29 protein-coding genes are annotated in these 13,439 nt (G+C 69.2%); 10 read left to right on the forward strand and 19 right to left on the reverse strand.

The window, feature by feature from the left end; genetic code table 11:
• The first annotated feature begins 4 nt into the window (after window positions 1-4).
• The gene (locus tag DY218_RS27250) at window positions 5-370 is read left to right on the forward strand and encodes a hypothetical protein (protein WP_128558784.1); all 366 of its coding nucleotides are present in this window, start codon (window positions 5-7) and stop codon (window positions 368-370) included.
• A 19-nt stretch (window positions 371-389) separates the two neighbouring features.
• Here the strand turns inward: DY218_RS27250 and DY218_RS27255 are convergent, their stop codons facing one another.
• The 11 genes from DY218_RS27255 to DY218_RS27305 form a co-directional block, all read right to left on the reverse strand.
• A complete protein-coding gene (locus tag DY218_RS27255) occupies window positions 390-956 on the reverse strand; it encodes a restriction endonuclease subunit S domain-containing protein (RefSeq protein WP_128558785.1) in 567 nt (188 codons plus the stop codon).
• 69 nt (window positions 957-1,025) lie between these two features.
• On the reverse strand, window positions 1,026-1,988 hold the full coding sequence (locus tag DY218_RS27260) for a hypothetical protein (protein ID WP_128558786.1): 963 nt from the start codon (window positions 1,986-1,988) through the stop codon (window positions 1,026-1,028).
• Entirely contained in the window at window positions 1,973-2,626 is a 654-nt protein-coding gene (locus DY218_RS27265) for a plasmid partition protein (protein ID WP_128558787.1), read from the reverse strand. Before DY218_RS27265 ends, DY218_RS27260 begins: the two co-directional genes overlap by 16 nt.
• 605 nt (window positions 2,627-3,231) lie before the next feature.
• Window positions 3,232-3,390, reverse strand: a complete 159-nt coding sequence (locus DY218_RS35460) for a hypothetical protein (protein WP_325052022.1) — start codon at window positions 3,388-3,390, stop codon at window positions 3,232-3,234.
• A 173-nt stretch (window positions 3,391-3,563) separates the two neighbouring features.
• Complete coding sequence (locus tag DY218_RS27275) at window positions 3,564-3,800, reverse strand: hypothetical protein (RefSeq protein ID WP_128558789.1); 237 nt, start codon at window positions 3,798-3,800, stop codon at window positions 3,564-3,566.
• Window positions 3,797-4,024: a hypothetical protein gene (locus tag DY218_RS27280; RefSeq protein WP_128558790.1), complete on the reverse strand. Its 228-nt coding sequence runs from the start codon at window positions 4,022-4,024 to the stop codon at window positions 3,797-3,799. Before DY218_RS27280 ends, DY218_RS27275 begins: the two co-directional genes overlap by 4 nt.
• A complete protein-coding gene (locus DY218_RS27285; protein WP_128558791.1) occupies window positions 4,021-4,923 on the reverse strand; it encodes an ATP-binding protein in 903 nt (300 codons plus the stop codon). The genes DY218_RS27280 and DY218_RS27285 overlap by 4 nt, the downstream gene beginning before the upstream one ends.
• 125 nt (window positions 4,924-5,048) lie before the next feature.
• The gene (locus tag DY218_RS27290) at window positions 5,049-5,495 is read right to left on the reverse strand and encodes a hypothetical protein (RefSeq protein ID WP_128558792.1); all 447 of its coding nucleotides are present in this window, start codon (window positions 5,493-5,495) and stop codon (window positions 5,049-5,051) included.
• Window positions 5,496-5,555: 60 nt separating this feature from the next.
• The gene (locus tag DY218_RS27295; RefSeq protein ID WP_128558793.1) at window positions 5,556-5,816 is read right to left on the reverse strand and encodes a hypothetical protein; all 261 of its coding nucleotides are present in this window, start codon (window positions 5,814-5,816) and stop codon (window positions 5,556-5,558) included.
• Between the two features lie 90 nt (window positions 5,817-5,906).
• Window positions 5,907-6,305 (reverse strand): hypothetical protein, encoded by a 399-nt coding sequence (locus DY218_RS27300; protein WP_128558794.1) that lies wholly within the window; start codon window positions 6,303-6,305, stop codon window positions 5,907-5,909.
• Window positions 6,306-6,374: 69 nt separating this feature from the next.
• Complete coding sequence (locus DY218_RS27305; RefSeq protein WP_128558795.1) at window positions 6,375-6,665, reverse strand: hypothetical protein; 291 nt, start codon at window positions 6,663-6,665, stop codon at window positions 6,375-6,377.
• A 473-nt stretch (window positions 6,666-7,138) separates the two neighbouring features.
• On the opposite strand from DY218_RS27305, the gene DY218_RS27310 reads away from it, so the two are divergent.
• From DY218_RS27310 to DY218_RS34370, 9 genes are all read left to right on the forward strand, one after another.
• Window positions 7,139-7,339, forward strand: a complete 201-nt coding sequence (locus DY218_RS27310) for a hypothetical protein (RefSeq protein ID WP_128558796.1) — start codon at window positions 7,139-7,141, stop codon at window positions 7,337-7,339.
• Between the two features lie 56 nt (window positions 7,340-7,395).
• On the forward strand, window positions 7,396-7,584 hold the full coding sequence (locus tag DY218_RS27315; protein ID WP_128558797.1) for a hypothetical protein: 189 nt from the start codon (window positions 7,396-7,398) through the stop codon (window positions 7,582-7,584).
• Window positions 7,581-7,793, forward strand: a complete 213-nt coding sequence (locus DY218_RS27320; protein ID WP_128558798.1) for a hypothetical protein — start codon at window positions 7,581-7,583, stop codon at window positions 7,791-7,793. The genes DY218_RS27315 and DY218_RS27320 overlap by 4 nt, the downstream gene beginning before the upstream one ends.
• 17 nt (window positions 7,794-7,810) lie before the next feature.
• The gene (locus DY218_RS34355; protein ID WP_158574132.1) at window positions 7,811-7,975 is read left to right on the forward strand and encodes a hypothetical protein; all 165 of its coding nucleotides are present in this window, start codon (window positions 7,811-7,813) and stop codon (window positions 7,973-7,975) included.
• Entirely contained in the window at window positions 7,972-8,202 is a 231-nt protein-coding gene (locus DY218_RS27325; protein WP_128558799.1) for a hypothetical protein, read from the forward strand. The genes DY218_RS34355 and DY218_RS27325 overlap by 4 nt, the downstream gene beginning before the upstream one ends.
• 99 nt (window positions 8,203-8,301) lie before the next feature.
• Window positions 8,302-8,445 (forward strand): hypothetical protein, encoded by a 144-nt coding sequence (locus DY218_RS34360; protein WP_158574134.1) that lies wholly within the window; start codon window positions 8,302-8,304, stop codon window positions 8,443-8,445.
• Between the two features lie 88 nt (window positions 8,446-8,533).
• On the forward strand, window positions 8,534-8,677 hold the full coding sequence (locus tag DY218_RS34365; protein ID WP_158574136.1) for a hypothetical protein: 144 nt from the start codon (window positions 8,534-8,536) through the stop codon (window positions 8,675-8,677).
• Window positions 8,674-8,931 carry a hypothetical protein gene (locus tag DY218_RS27330; protein ID WP_128558800.1) on the forward strand — a complete coding sequence of 86 codons (258 nt, stop codon included), beginning with the start codon at window positions 8,674-8,676 and terminating at the stop codon, window positions 8,929-8,931. The genes DY218_RS34365 and DY218_RS27330 overlap by 4 nt, the downstream gene beginning before the upstream one ends.
• 2 nt (window positions 8,932-8,933) lie before the next feature.
• A complete protein-coding gene (locus DY218_RS34370; RefSeq protein ID WP_158574138.1) occupies window positions 8,934-9,098 on the forward strand; it encodes a hypothetical protein in 165 nt (54 codons plus the stop codon).
• A gap of 104 nt (window positions 9,099-9,202) precedes the next feature.
• Here the strand turns inward: DY218_RS34370 and DY218_RS27335 are convergent, their stop codons facing one another.
• From DY218_RS27335 to DY218_RS27370, 8 genes are all read right to left on the reverse strand, one after another.
• Complete coding sequence (locus tag DY218_RS27335) at window positions 9,203-9,448, reverse strand: hypothetical protein (RefSeq protein WP_128558801.1); 246 nt, start codon at window positions 9,446-9,448, stop codon at window positions 9,203-9,205.
• The gene (locus DY218_RS27340; protein WP_128558802.1) at window positions 9,445-9,924 is read right to left on the reverse strand and encodes a hypothetical protein; all 480 of its coding nucleotides are present in this window, start codon (window positions 9,922-9,924) and stop codon (window positions 9,445-9,447) included. Before DY218_RS27340 ends, DY218_RS27335 begins: the two co-directional genes overlap by 4 nt.
• Entirely contained in the window at window positions 9,921-10,145 is a 225-nt protein-coding gene (locus DY218_RS27345) for a hypothetical protein (RefSeq protein ID WP_128558803.1), read from the reverse strand. The genes DY218_RS27340 and DY218_RS27345 overlap by 4 nt, the downstream gene beginning before the upstream one ends.
• Window positions 10,146-10,189: 44 nt before the next feature.
• Window positions 10,190-10,810, reverse strand: a complete 621-nt coding sequence (locus tag DY218_RS27350; RefSeq protein ID WP_128558804.1) for a hypothetical protein — start codon at window positions 10,808-10,810, stop codon at window positions 10,190-10,192.
• 52 nt (window positions 10,811-10,862) lie between these two features.
• Window positions 10,863-11,444, reverse strand: coding sequence for a hypothetical protein (locus tag DY218_RS27355; protein WP_128558805.1), 582 nt, complete (start codon window positions 11,442-11,444; stop codon window positions 10,863-10,865).
• On the reverse strand, window positions 11,441-11,797 hold the full coding sequence (locus DY218_RS27360) for a hypothetical protein (protein WP_128558806.1): 357 nt from the start codon (window positions 11,795-11,797) through the stop codon (window positions 11,441-11,443). The genes DY218_RS27355 and DY218_RS27360 overlap by 4 nt, the downstream gene beginning before the upstream one ends.
• Window positions 11,794-12,153 (reverse strand): hypothetical protein, encoded by a 360-nt coding sequence (locus tag DY218_RS27365; protein WP_128558807.1) that lies wholly within the window; start codon window positions 12,151-12,153, stop codon window positions 11,794-11,796. The genes DY218_RS27360 and DY218_RS27365 overlap by 4 nt, the downstream gene beginning before the upstream one ends.
• A 77-nt stretch (window positions 12,154-12,230) precedes the next feature.
• A complete protein-coding gene (locus DY218_RS27370) occupies window positions 12,231-13,121 on the reverse strand; it encodes a tyrosine-type recombinase/integrase (RefSeq protein ID WP_158574141.1) in 891 nt (296 codons plus the stop codon).
• Between the last annotated feature and the right edge of the window lie 318 nt (window positions 13,122-13,439).

Genomic DNA, 13,439 nt, shown 5'->3' on the forward strand with positions numbered 1-13,439 from the left:
ACATGTGCGCGATATGGGTGTGGGGGAGCGTCTGAAGAGTCACCGGGCGGTAGTCGCGTGGCTGGAGTACCAGCTGGCTCAGGAGCGCCGGAAAGTGCAGGACCTGGAGGCCGAGGTGGCCGCGCGGGAGCAAGCCCGCGAGGACGCCCGCAGGGCCCGCTACACCGTCGAGACCACGTGGCCAGACATGCCGAACGTCCTCCACCGCAGCGGATGCCGCTACAACTCCAGCCCCCAGACCAACATCCGCGCTTCGGAGGCCGTCCAGCGTGTACGTGACGATCCCCTGGTGTGCTGCACCGCCTGCGACGCAGGAGCGAACATCACGGCCCTCTTGTCGGCAGATGGCGGCCGCGACGACGGCACTTGAGCCGGGAATCCGCCTGGGCTCAGGCGACGTCGAAGAGCATCCCGCGCTCTTCGGCCGCAGCCGTGCGGACGGCGCGGTCGGCGGTCACCGTGTCCGCGTAGGCCTGCAGCGTGCCGTGCTCGGCGTCCCACCGGCGCATGAACTCCACCACCAGCGGGTGCGCGAACGTACGGCGCAGTTCGTCCCGGCGTAGCGGGTGCTCGACGGCATCGGTCAGGAGCATCACGGTGCGGTTCCCCGAGGCGTCGCGGAACGCGACCTTCGCGCGGGTCACCTCGTCCTGGAACGCCGTCTCGTCGCCGGTCTGACCCTGCCGCTCCCGGCACCCGGGCGAGGAGCAGGTCACCGGCATCCACGAGGCGCGGGCGTCGGTCGCCAGGACATAGGGGCGGCGGTGGCAGGCCGGCCGCGGTGCACGCTCGCCCTGGAAATCCCCGTCCATCTCCACCGCGTGGATCTCGCCGCCGCGTACGGGAAAGCGCAGGGTGCGGCCGGTCCACTTGGTCCGCGCCGCGGAGGCCAGGTCGCGTATCCGCTCGTGGCTGCTGAACAGCGCGCCGAAGTCGAAGTCAGCCAGATCCGTCATGCCCCACCCCTTTCCGGTATTTCTATACCTCCTCAGTATGACGAATACGCCAACCGGGGCGCCACGCCGTTAGCTCCGCTCCTGGTGCAGCCGGATCAGCAGCATCTGTACCTCCGCGTCCTGCAGGAGCGCGCCGAGCTCCTCCAGGCCGATGCCCATGTGCGCGGCGGCACGCCGCGAGTCGGCCACGTACCGGCGCAGCACGTCGGCCTCGTCCGGCTCACCCACGGCCAACACCGCGCCGGCATCGCCAGGTTGGCTCGGCGCCGGGGCCGCGGACTCCCGGTCGATGACTTCGTCCGCGCCGGTCAGCGACGGAACGGCGGGCCGGTCCTTGGGCGCGCCGCGGGTGATCGCCCGGCGCTCGGTGTCCTCGTGGAGGGCGGCGGTCGCGGCGGCGCCGGACACCATGCGGTCGTCCAGGAGGCGGCCGGCGAAGTCCTCCACGACCTGGGCGGTGACGCGCTGCTGGTGAGTCGAGGCGAAGCGCCGCAGTTCCGCGTAGTCCTCGGCGGCCTGGTCCCAGCCCTTGGCGAGGCCGACGCCGAGCATTGCCCGGGCATGGCTGTCCGCTACGGGTCTTGCCCAAATTTGGGCAACGGCCCGCTTCATGCGCCACTCCCGCATCCGACGGTCCGCCTCGGACAGCGAGATGCCGGCCCACTCCTCGTCGAGGTACTCCTCGACCGTGCGGGTACCGTCCTCGCCCCGGTACAGGCGGCGCCGCACGGCTGCCTCCAGGGCCTTGTCCCGCATCCAGTCGGCCTGGGTGCCGTTGTCCCGCGCGGCGTGGATGCGCTGCAGCTCGACGTGCTCGCGGGCCGTGAGCGGCCCGTGCGCGTCCGCCTCGTCCACGTCGACCGGCTCCGGGATGTCCCCGGCCTGCACGGCGTGATGACGCTCGCGCCGCGCCTGCACCACCGTGCCCGCCGCCGCTTCCGGCTGCTCGGCGCCATCGGAGCCCTGCTCCTGGGCGGCCCGCAATCTCTCGGCGATCGCCGCCGGCGAGTTGTTCCTCACCACGGCAGCCACCCCCGCCCCTTCGCCCCGAGCTCGGTGACGAGCTCATCGAACGGGCCGCGCCGGTCGGGGTGTTCGCAGGTGTTGTTCACCGCGTTCGCGAGCGCCTGCTTACGCGGCACGGTCACGCTCAGCACGTCCCAGCCCAGCTCGCCGAGCTGCTGCCGGTACGTGCGGGTGTCCGGACTGCCCGCAGGGCAGCGGTTCAACAGGACGGCGGTCGGCGGCGCTTGACCGTCGGTACGGAGCACCGCGGAGCGGGCGATCATCTTCGACAGCGGGGTGCCCTTGTCCGGGACGGTGAGGCGGGCGAAATCCGGGCTCGTCGGGGAGAACGTCACCAGCGCGCAGTCGGCCACCTCCAGGACCGCGTCCACGACTCCGGGATGGTTCTCGGCGTGCCCGACATCCACGACGTTCACGGCGTCCGGGTCCATGGCCGGGTACACGCTGCGCGCGAAGTCCGATGTGGCCGCCTCGTGCACCTTGCACGGGAAGTCCTCGGCGATCAGCGACCACTGGAACAACTGCTGCGAATCGTCCGCGTCGTAGCAGGCGACCGGATAGCCCGCACGGTGCAGGGCGTAGGCGAGAAGCCCGGAGTTGGTGGTGCCGCCCATGGTGCGGGGCTTGAGGCTGGCGATGAGCATGCCGGCCAGCGTATCCGGGCCGGTGGGTTCATCGGATCGGTGTTACCGGCTTTGAAGCCAGGGCAGTACACCGAACACCACGAAGCCGATCACGCTGCCGATGAGCAGACCGGCGAGAGCAGCTGTACGCCGTCGCACGCTTCCCCCCAAGGTGTCGGTGTACACGGTGATCTGCGGTCAGACTATCGGCGCTCCGGTGGCCCTCGGGCGGCGAACGATCCAGGCTCAGATTCGTTGTGCCGTGCATCCCCGGGGGTGCGGGCATGGTGCTGCAGGAGAGCTGCGGACGGCAACGGATCGCTCTTGCTCATGAAACACCCGCACCCTCGGGGCCCGCTGAGCTGCAACGGGCCCTGTCGGAGCGCGGGTTGACGATCCGTACGAGTGAGACCCGGCGCGCCACCGCCCCACCATGGGCCCTGTCGGGTCAGTGTGCTCATGCTCGGTTCGGCCCCTCGTCCGTCGCCGAGCAGGCAGGCCCGGGCGGCCCCGTGCTCGGTGGTCGTGGGAAGGGGCTCGCGGGACCTGCATCCCCCGCGGGGAACGACGTCCGGGTCCAGGGGTGGGCTCAGTGCGGGAGAACACCCCCGGGCCCGGACCGGCCCTCAGAACAGCGTCGTCACCTCGGCAGGCACGTCCGCCGCCAGGTCGAGGGCAGTCTGCCCCGGGACCGATCCGGCCGGCGGTTGGTGCGAGCCCGGGCATGAGACCAGCTTGACGCGCCGCTGTGCGGGCGGGTCGTGACGGAACATGACACCACCCACGACCGCGATGTTACGGCCGCAGGTGGGGCAGGGGCGGCGCGGGGAACGGCTCATGCGTCGCCGCTCAGGTGGTAGGTAGCGCCTGGTTGATTACGCTGCTGCTCATCATGGTTCGTCACGGTGCCCATGATGACGAACGCCCCCGTAACACGGGGGCGTTCGTGTGTCGCGTGTCAGTGGTCGGCCGGATGACGCTGCGCGCTTCCGGGGGCTTTTGCGGGGCCGGCCAGTACCGGTAGGTCGAGGGCGAGCTGGGCGCAGATGTGGCCTTCGGCGCTGTAGTACTGGAGCACCTCGCGCCACATGCGGTCACGCAGGCCGTGCGCCTCGGCGGTATAGCCGTCCTCGACCAGATCACGGATCAGGCGGGTGTAGGTGCGGATCTGCTCCTCGAACTCGTCCTGCGTCACACCGTCACATCCTTCCCTGGGCGCTGCGCGGCCTGCTCGTCACGCTCCTGGACCAGCTGGTCGAGCTGGTCCTGCATGGACTGTAGGGCCTTGATGACGGCCTCCAGGTGGTCTCCACGTACGGGCTTGAAGGTGCGGATGTCGAATTCGCGGGACGGGGGTGCGGCGTCGGCCGCCGCCCGTGTGTGGGCGGCGGCGTCCGCGTACGTCTCGGCGTCGGTCACGCGGCAGCCTGTTCGGCCGCCTGGAGCGCCTTACCGCGCTCCAGGATGTGCGCGCCGAGCGTCGTGGCCCGCCCTTCGCCGTCGAGCATAGGAGCCCCCTGCAGATGGCGGGCCCGCACGGTCTGCATGAGAGCTCCAAGGTCGGCGAACGTCGCCTCCGGGTCAAGCGCCTTGGTCACCAGGCTCTCCACGGGCTCGACCTCTGCGCCGTCCTCCAGCCACTCTCGGATCTGCTGCCCGAACTCCACTCCTGGGCGCCGCTCGACGGCGCCGGACAGAGCGCGGGCACGGGACTTGGTCACCACCAGGGTGTTCTCGTAGTCGAGGGAACCGACGATGTCGAATTCGTACTCGATGCCCTCGCGCTGCTCGGGCTTCAGCCCGACCTTCCGGGGGGCCTTGCGGCCGCGGTCGTCAGTTTCGACGACGTACTCCGTCTTGGTGCGCATCGTGACGATGACGTGGCCCGGGTAGGCCACGAGTGCGTCGATCATGGCGCGCTCCATGGGGCGGGCTTCCTTCCAGCCGCCGAAGGAGTTGTTGCCGTACGACTTCTTGGAGGCCTGGTCGACCTGTTCGAGCATGCCGCCGGTCCCGGACCAGAAGTGGGAGAGCGAGTCGACGACCACGGTCTCGTACCCGGCGGCCGCGGCGACCGCGAGCGCCTCGACCAGTTCGGCGGGGGCGAAGTGCTCCAGCTCCAGGGTGTCGAAGATGAACTCGTCGGCGTACTTGGACGCTGATCCGCGCTCGGTATCGATGACCGCGACGCTCTTCCCGAGCGCGGAGGCGATCATGAGTGCGGTGTACGTCTTGCCGGATCCGGACGGTCCGTCGAGCGCGACCCGGGCCTTGGCCTGCGCCTTGGATGCGCGGGTAAATTGGAAGCGAGAGGACACCTGGTGCTCCTTTCGTGGGGTGTCGGCGGAGTTGTCGAGACGCGGCCGGCACCCCTGTCTCTGTCTCGGGGGCGGCGGTTCACCGAACCACCTTTGTGGTTTCTATGTTACATCATGGAGGTTGTCTACGCAGGCCTTCGGGCTTTCGGATCCACCGTGCGACCGACGTCCTTGGCGAGCTTGCGCAAGGTCGCCAGCGTGAAGGCCGGATTCCGGCCGATCCGCTCATCCGGAACGACCTTGCCCCGCTGCATCCACGTCCTGACGTTCCCCGGCTCGACGCCGAGCATCGCCGCAGCGTCCGGCAGGCAGTACACCGTCACCCCGAGCTCTGGCGAGACGTGCGGATACGGGACCGGGAACTTCGACGTACGGGGCAGTGGTCGGCCACGCTCGTCGAGCAGTCCGTGCCGCCGGCCGACGGCCACCGCGCGCTCGCGGCGCCAGCGCTGGTTGCGGGTGCCCTCGGAGACGGGCTCGCCCAGTTCGTCGGTCCACTTGTTGACCTTGGTGCGGTCCACGCCGAGAAACTCGGCAATCTGTGCCTGGTTCATGGTCTCGTCGTTGTCCAATGCGTGCGCTCCGTGACCTGATGCCTGTTGGTGGTCTACAGGTTACGGAGCGCGTTGTTTTTATGTCGCAGAGGGAGTGTCGGATCCCTGGTCGGCACGCTCGGATGTGTACGCGAGGTCGTCGCAGGTGCAGCCCTCTACGGCGCAGGGGATGCGCGGGGCGCCCGTCAGTGCGGTGTCGGTCATAACGTCGAGGTGGTTGATGCCGGAGCAGCCGCACACGCACCGGGCGGCCCGGTTGACGGCGCCGGCCTCTGCCGCGCGGCGGTCGGCTTCCCGGGTGCGGGCTTGTCGGGCGATCTCGAGGTCGGTCTCACGCATGGCGTTCTCCATCAGGTGGGGTGGTGTCCGGGGTCGGGCAGTTCAGGGTGCCGCCTGCCGCTGACAACGGCAGGCGAGAGGGAGGGTGGGCTACTCGTCCGGCGTGCTGCCGTCGCGGATGGCGCCGTCGGGCAGGACGTCGCGGGCCGCGGCGGGGGTGAAGTGCAGATCGCGTTCGAAGAGCTCACCCACGCGGCGCGGCGCGTGGGACTCGTAGGTCGGCAGGTCGAAGTAGCCCCAGTCGCCGTGTGCGGAGTCGCTGTGTCCGACCATCCCGAACCCGAAGGCCTCGCCGGTGGCGGGGTCGTATTCGGTGATCCACAGGTCGGAGCTGGCGTTGAAGTAGTGGACCTGGACGGTGACGTGGGCCAGGCCCTGGCCGTCGGTGGCGTGCAGGGCGGGCAGGCGCCGGCGCTCGGCGGCGGTCGGGTAGAAGGCGTGTCCGCGCAGCCGGCGGTGTACTTCGGGCATCGGGGTGTTGGTGGCCATGGTGCGGTCTTTCGGGGTGGGGCCGGCGGCCGGGGCGCTGAGGAGCGCCCCGGCCCGGGGCGTGGTGGGTCAGTGGCGGGTTATGGAGGTGCGGCGCACGCACCGGATGACGTAGTCGTCTCGGTCGGCGTCGTCGGCGTGGAGGTCGATCAGCCGGTAGCGCAGGTCGGGCAGGTCCCAGCAGCGCCAGCAGTAGCAGGCGTAGGCCCGGAAGGTCCGGCCATGCTCGATGGTCTTGGAGCCGAAGTAGGTGACGCGGGAGCCGGGTCGGATCTTGGGTGGGGTGCAGCAGTCGTCGGCGTGGTCGCGGCGCGGCTTGCGGCTCTCGGGGGTGCTGGGGTGAACGGTGGTGGCGTGCATGGTGCGGGTCCTTCGTGTTGTGCGGTGGGGGGGCGGGCCGTGGGGCACGTGCCCGGTGGCGGGAGTGAGTCGGTCGGCCCGCCCCTCGGTTCAGGAGGTGGTCTGGCAGTCGGTGCACAGCTCGGGGCAGGCGGCCCGTGGGTCGAGGCGGTAGTGGGTGCCGCATATGAGGCAGGTCGGGTGAGTCACTGGGCGCATTCCCTTGAGCAGTAGTGGGGATCGTCGTCGGGGCTGGGCTCGAACCAGATCTCGCACTCGGCGCACTGGTTGTAGCGGTCGATCTCGTCGGTCATCTGGTGAGCTCCGTTCCCGTTCCGGCCTTTCGTGGTTTCTACGTTACGGATCCGATGAGCGTGACGCAACACAGAAACCACGAATGAAGGCTAGGTCACATTGGTTGTTTCTGTGTTGCATCGAGGGGGCGGCATGCGTAACGTAGAAACCACGAACACGGCGAACGGAAGGACCCGATCATGCTGCTCATCACCCGCGCTACCAACGACATCGAACTCACCGAGTGCTCGGGTGACTGCGAGTACGTATGCATCTCCGACGAGCGCGAAGCGCTCGGCTGGGGCCTCAACTTCGGCGACGAGTGGCTCTGCGAGGAGTGCTACCTCGCCTGGGCCGACGAGTGGGGCATCCCCGTCGCCCCGGTTCGAACCGCCGCCTGACGCCCCTCCCGCCGCCGGGCCCGCATCCCGGGCCCGGCCCTAGAAAGGCCACCCTCGTGATCAACCTCGACAAGCGCGAATGCCGCCACTACGCGTGCACCCGCACCGCGAACTGGCTCGTCGGCGACGGCGTCGTCCGCACCCTGCTCTGCAACGGCCACAAGAACCCGCCCATGGTGCGCCATGCGTTCGTCATCGCCGCTGCCGCCTACGTCTGGCCCGATCCCGCCCAGAGGGCCGCGTGAGCGCGCGCTACCGGGTCTGGATCGAGGAGACCCGCACCATTGAGATCGACGTACGCGCCGGTACCCGCCAGGGCGCCGAGCGCCTGGCCCTCGCCCACGCGAACCGGCAGGCAGCCGACGATGCGCCGGCGGCCACGACCTCCATCCACCCCGTACGGCGCACCCCGCGCATGGTCGTACGCCTCACCGGCGGCATCGCGCAGCCCTGACCCTCGCGGAGAACGCCGTGATCTGGACCGTGACCGTCTGCGCGGACGCCGAGTACGTCTACCGGGTCGACGCCCACTGGGCCGCGACCGAGTCGGACGTCGTGGCGTTCGTCAAAGCGCAGCACCGCGCGCACCGTCGCCCGGTACCCGAATCCATCTCCGCTGCGAGGAGCCACCGTTGACGCACTACACCGTGATCGTCCTGCGCTCCGACGTCGACCCGGATGACCTGGTCCGCGCCGCCGTCCTCAAGGGCGTCGAGCTGCCCGACTCCGCGTTCTGCAACTGGCTCGACGATCAGCTGCCGAGTGACCCGCTGTTCACCCGCTACGTGTGGCGCGGAACTGCGGCGACGGCGGTCGAGGCCGAGGGCCTGGCGCTGGATGCTGTTGCGGCCGGTGAGCTCTGACGGCGCGGCGCGGTGTGCTGCAACCCACTCCAGATAGGTTGCCAACATGAACGTATCTGGGGTATGGTGGAGACACAACAGCAGAGAGGAGGGAGGCCCTTGAAAGACGAGGGAATCGACTGGTCCACGATCGCCGTCGCGGTGATCACCGCCGGACCCGCGTACCTGACCATCGCCTGGCAGATCGCCAAGGATCGCCGCGAACGGCAGGAACGAGACCGGAACCGACGGGAAGGCCAGTAGGAGAAGGGGCCCGGAGTGAATGAAGCACCCCGGGCCCCGACCCTCATCATCGCCTCCCTCCGCAACGAAACGGAAGGACAGCACGCCGATGCGCACGACCGGCCTCGTCATCATTACCGCCACCACCGGCGCAGCCCTGGCCCTCACCGACGCCCCCACCTGGTCCTGGGCCATCTGGTCCGTCGGCAACGCCACCATGTGGAGCCTCGCCCACCGCCGGCGCACCGCATGACCACCCCACCGCTCCCCGACGGCTACACCACCCCCGACGGCAAGCCCCTGCGCATTGGCGGCCTCATCGAAGTCGCCGAAGTCCTCGGCCTCACGAAACAGGCCGCGGGACGCGCCCTGAAAAGGGCCGGCGGCCCCGGACTCGTCGCCGAGCTCGCCATGGGCCCCGTGTACGACCTGGACGTCATCAAGGAGTGGGACATGGAACGCAAGAAGACCCCCGGGCCGGCCGCCACCAAGGCCAGGGAGGTATGACGATGGATGGACCGGTCGCCGCGGCGATAATCGCGATCTTGGGCCTGGGCGTCAGCGCGTTCATCGTGCTCGGCATCCGGGCCGTGGCTCTCCTGGAGCGCATCGCGAACCTCATGGACACGGACAGCGCCGTGCACCAGCTGCGCCGCGACCGCAGACACGAGTGACTGCACGCTGGTGGTCCGTCCCTGCCTGAACCAGGGGCGGACCACCAGCCGCTCGGGGTCCGGCCGCCGCCGACAGCGGCCGGACCCCGGTCCTGGGCGGAGCGCTACAGCAGCACGACCACGCCGCAGCCGACCAGCACGCCGGCGGCCACATGGCCGAGGAGGATCGTCCAGCGCAGCTGATCGCGGATGTTCAGCGCGGCCAGGGCCCGCGCGTAGTCGCCAGCATCGTGCGCGCGCTGAGCCTGCCGGGCGGCCACGGCCCAGACCTCGCGCTGCATGCGCCGTACGGACACCCAGATGTACGCGCCGGACGCCAGGCACATGAGGCCGGCCACCAGCTCGCTCACGACGGCGTCCCGGTCCAGTCGTGGCAGTTCCCGCAGTAGCCCTGCTCGATGTCCCGCGGGTGCCGCGACGTGTGCTGGCACTTGGGGCAGGTGAACGGCTTCCGGCCGCATTCGTCCAGCAGGTGGATGAGCAGCGGGTCCTGCAAGGTGGTGCGGACGTGGGTCCGTACGGCGTGCGCCATGGCCTCGTTCGTCCCGGCGGGATCGCCGTAGGCGACCGGCGTCGACATGTGGCTGAGGGCGAGGCTGGTCGTCGTCGCCATCTGCATCGCGCCGAGCATCGCCTGCCACGCCAGCTCGTGCGCGGTGGCCTGCTCGACGGTCATCGTGCGCTGCGTACTGACCCGACTGCGCCCGTCCCGCGTCCAGGCCTCGTCCGGCAGCGCCTCCAGCGTCTCGACCAATGACTGCGCCAGCCTGATCGCGGAGCTGCGAAGGTACGCCCCGGACAGCTCCGAAGGCTCCTGGTCGGTCACGCCACTCCCTCGCTGTACTCGGCGTAGAAGGTGTTCGCCAGGTGATTGAACTCGGTGACCTCGCGGCCGGTGAGGTTCGCCGCGGCCATCGTGACCACCCGGGCGTTCAGCATCGCCAGGTAGGTCAGATAGTGCCCCTGCGCGCTCTGGTCGCAGCCGGAGTCCTCGCCCGGCAGACAGGCCGGTACCTCGACGCCGAGCGCCGCCAGAGCCGTCCGCACCTGACGAGCCTCGTGTGTCCACTCGTCCGCCGTCCAGGGTGCCGTCACGCCGAACCGCCCTGCCCGTCGCGGACGATCCAGGAGTTGCCGCAGTCCATGCACACGACCAGATGGCGCGAACGGTCACCCCGCGGGTGCCAGTCCCTCCTGTGCTCGCCCGGCCTGCCGCAGCCCTCGCAGACGTCGTCGGCCAGCGTCGGGAAGACCTCCTCGGCGTAGGCCCGGCCGCGGGCAGCATGCATGATGGCGCGGAGCGCCAGACGCAGGTTGCCGGAGTCGAGCGAGGACAGCGCACCGCGTACAGAGGTCTGAGTGCCGGCCGCGATCGAGCACGCGAGCTGCAACATCCCGCGCTCGCTCCCGGAGCCGACCAGTAGCGCGTAGTCACGTTCTTCTGTGTCGCGGGTGCGACGGTCGATGAGGAGCGCCCCGGAGATACCGGTCCAGTCAATGGCCGCATATTCGATGTCCGTGGTGTGTGCGGTGTCGCAGCCGGGTTCGCAGTCCTCGAAGCAGTCGCTGCCGTACGTGATCCATCCGTGCTGGTCGAGGGTGGGCAGCCAGCGTCCGTGTGCGGCAAGGAGGTCGACCGCGGCCTCCAGCCCCCAATCGCCTTGTGCGCTGGCGGTGAGCTGCTCGTGCAGGCTCAGTGTGCTGGACCTCATGCGGACTCCCCGTTCTGCAGGTAGCGCACCCCTGCTCGGCATTCGGTACATCTCACGTCCGCGCTCCGTTCGCCCCTGGGGCGGTGGCGCAGCGCAGGAAGTCGGCGAGGGCATCGGGCACGTTGCCGGTCAACAAGTCGGCGCCGTCCGGCTCCACGCAGTCGCGGCGCGGCCGCGCCATCGAATCGTCCGGCAGCCGGTCCCCGGACACGACGTACGTACGACCGGCCAAGTCCACGCCCTGGATGAATCGTTGCTCTACCCGGCCCGGGATGTGCTCGAACCGCGGGACGCTCCCGCCGGCCTGGTGCCGACGCACGGCCTCCTGGACCCGCGGGCTGGTGCTGTCCGAGTTGATCGCGAACGCCTCGACACGGAACGCCGCTCCGATCAGGGTGTCGGCGTGCGGTGGCGGGCCGGCCAGGGCAAGGGTGTGAGCGATGTTGCGCAGCACCGTCGGAGGATGCGGATGGGTCGCCCAGACGAATGTCGGGATAGGCAGCGGCTTCGCGGTGACCTTCAGCCATTCCTGGTACAGGAAGTAGACCTCGGGAGCCTCGTCCCATTCGGTGCGGGCCTCGATGAGCTGCTGCAGGGCGTCCAGAACCTGGTCGGGCGGCGCGACGTTGGTCACGACTCAGCCCCGGCGAGCGCCCGGATCATCTCGCGCTGCGCGTCGGTCAGCCCGTGCGGCCAACCCTCAGCGTCGACCGCGTACAGCGCCACGTTTCCCCGCCAGCGCTGCACCTGGCCCCCGAGGGCCGGCACGATCCGCTCGGCGTGCGGATTGGGCTCGTACTCCTCGGGCATGAGGAGCGCGACGTCTGCCCCCATGCCGCGCAGCCCCAGGGCCTGTTGGGTTGGAGTAGCGAGGCTGAAACCTGACGTGGCCCCGTAGTTGGGGTCCACGATCTTGTCGAGGCTGAACGCGCTACCTTCTCGGAACTCCAGCCCCTGCGGGGTGATCAGAGCGTAGGTGTTGCTCATGCGGTGGCCTTCTCGGTCCGGGTGCCCAGGTTCAGGGCGAGTGCGGGATGGGGTGCTTCATCGGGGCGCCGGTCGCGCAGGAACACAGCAGGTCGGCGCATGTAGAGGTCTATGAACACGCCGTACCGGTCGGCTACGCCGAGGGCGGCCAGCCGGTGCGCACAGGAGGTCATCTCCTCCACGACGTCGAGGATCAGTTGCGGCCTCGGTCCGGTGTGGTCCTCGAACGCGGCAATCAGGGTGTCGTCGGGGCGCCGCCGGGCAGTGACGGGCCACTGAGCACGCCGGCCGCGGTGCAATAGGTGCATGGCCCGGGCGCGGGCGCGGTCTTCCTGCTGGTCATCGGTGCTCGTCAACTGCTGTTCCCCTTCGGGCGGTACCTGGATGACAGGGCCCGGCCCCAGCAGCGCCGGGGTCGGGCCGGTGTGGTCGGTCAGTCGTCCTTGATTTCGCCGCTGCGCCGCTCCAGCAGGAGTCTCAGCAGGTCTTCGCCGCTCAGGCCGGCCCGTCTGAGGACGGCGAGGAGCTCGGCGTCATCGTCTCTGACCGGCGCCTCGGGTTCGGGCTGGTCGCTGTGGAGGCTGTTGAGGATCTCGCGGTGGTTGCTGAGGTCTGCCAGGGCGTAGATGGCCGTCGTTTCCGGCGACTGGTGCCGGGCGAAGTGCTGCGTGGCGATCAGGTCGAGGGTCTTCTGGTAGTAGCGGGTGATGGCCGTGTGGCGGAACTGATGGAACTTCAGCTGGACACCGATCTGCGCCGCTCCGATCGCCACGTCGCCGGATACGCGCTGCCCCTTGACACCCGGCCAAAGAGCGCCGCGCGTTCCCTCGGAGCGCTGCCACAGTGCCTCGAACAGGTTGTCCGGCACGTCGATCGTCGTCGCGAGTCCGGCTTTGCCGAGCACGTACAGCGTGCGCGAGCTCGCGTCGAGGTCCTTCCCCTGAATCTTGGCGACCTCGAAGGCCCGAAGGCCGAGCTCTCCGCCGAGGCGCGCCCAGAGGTGGGTCAGCGGGTCGGTGGCGCTCAGGTGTGCCATGACCCGGCTGTAGGTCTCTGTGGTCAGTGGTCTGGGTCGGTACTTCGGTGTCTTGGGTTTGCGGATGCTGGCCGTGGGGTCGTCGGCTGCGGCGAACCGGGCCCAAAGGCTGATGTGTTCGAGGTACTTGCGGACGGACGCAGGCTCCAGGCCGTGATCCTGAATGTACATACGGATGTGATTGGCGGTCAGATCGTGGGGATCGCTTACACCGCTGTGCCGGCAGACGACGTCCACCATGGTGATGCGGGAAGTGATCGTTTTGCCGGACAGGTCATGTTCCACCATGGCGTCATGCCAGGCGCTGAGTTTCTCTGGAACGCTCACCTGCGCATAGGTGCTCCACAGATATCCGCCTAAAGCGAACTCACCACCCTTTGTACGCGAACTAGGGCGATACGGAATGAGTGTTCGCCTCTGCGGAGTGTTTGCCGCATTCCTCATGATGCGACACCTGACGGTATGAAGAGCGGAAAACTAGCGCTTTCTGGCGGTCCGTACGCAGCGGTAAGTCCCACTCTGCCGGAGGCGGCATACTTACGGGTATGGCGGAAGGGCGGGCGAACACCGAATGTTCGCCCGCCCTTCCGCCGTCCGTCGCCGGGG

The organism is Streptomyces triticagri, from assembly GCF_003429565.1.
Lineage (GTDB): Bacteria > Actinomycetota > Actinomycetes > Streptomycetales > Streptomycetaceae > Streptomyces > Streptomyces triticagri.

Coding starts and splice junctions, on each gene's coding strand:
- DY218_RS27305 (WP_128558795.1), bottom strand. CDS start 6,665: ATGCACGCCACCACCGTTCACCCCAGCACCCCCGAGAGCCGCAAGCCG.
- DY218_RS27330 (WP_128558800.1), top strand. CDS start 8,674: ATGACCACCCCACCGCTCCCCGACGGCTACACCACCCCCGACGGCAAG.
- DY218_RS27360 (WP_128558806.1), bottom strand. CDS start 11,797: ATGAGCAACACCTACGCTCTGATCACCCCGCAGGGGCTGGAGTTCCGA.
- DY218_RS27370 (WP_158574141.1), bottom strand. CDS start 13,121: ATGGTGGAACATGACCTGTCCGGCAAAACGATCACTTCCCGCATCACC.
- DY218_RS27295 (WP_128558793.1), bottom strand. CDS start 5,816: ATGCGTGAGACCGACCTCGAGATCGCCCGACAAGCCCGCACCCGGGAA.
- DY218_RS27350 (WP_128558804.1), bottom strand. CDS start 10,810: ATGAGGTCCAGCACACTGAGCCTGCACGAGCAGCTCACCGCCAGCGCA.
- DY218_RS27300 (WP_128558794.1), bottom strand. CDS start 6,305: ATGGCCACCAACACCCCGATGCCCGAAGTACACCGCCGGCTGCGCGGA.
- DY218_RS27255 (WP_128558785.1), bottom strand. CDS start 956: ATGACGGATCTGGCTGACTTCGACTTCGGCGCGCTGTTCAGCAGCCAC.
- DY218_RS34370 (WP_158574138.1), top strand. CDS start 8,934: ATGGATGGACCGGTCGCCGCGGCGATAATCGCGATCTTGGGCCTGGGC.
- DY218_RS34365 (WP_158574136.1), top strand. CDS start 8,534: ATGCGCACGACCGGCCTCGTCATCATTACCGCCACCACCGGCGCAGCC.
- DY218_RS27310 (WP_128558796.1), top strand. CDS start 7,139: ATGCTGCTCATCACCCGCGCTACCAACGACATCGAACTCACCGAGTGC.
- DY218_RS27265 (WP_128558787.1), bottom strand. CDS start 2,626: ATGCTCATCGCCAGCCTCAAGCCCCGCACCATGGGCGGCACCACCAAC.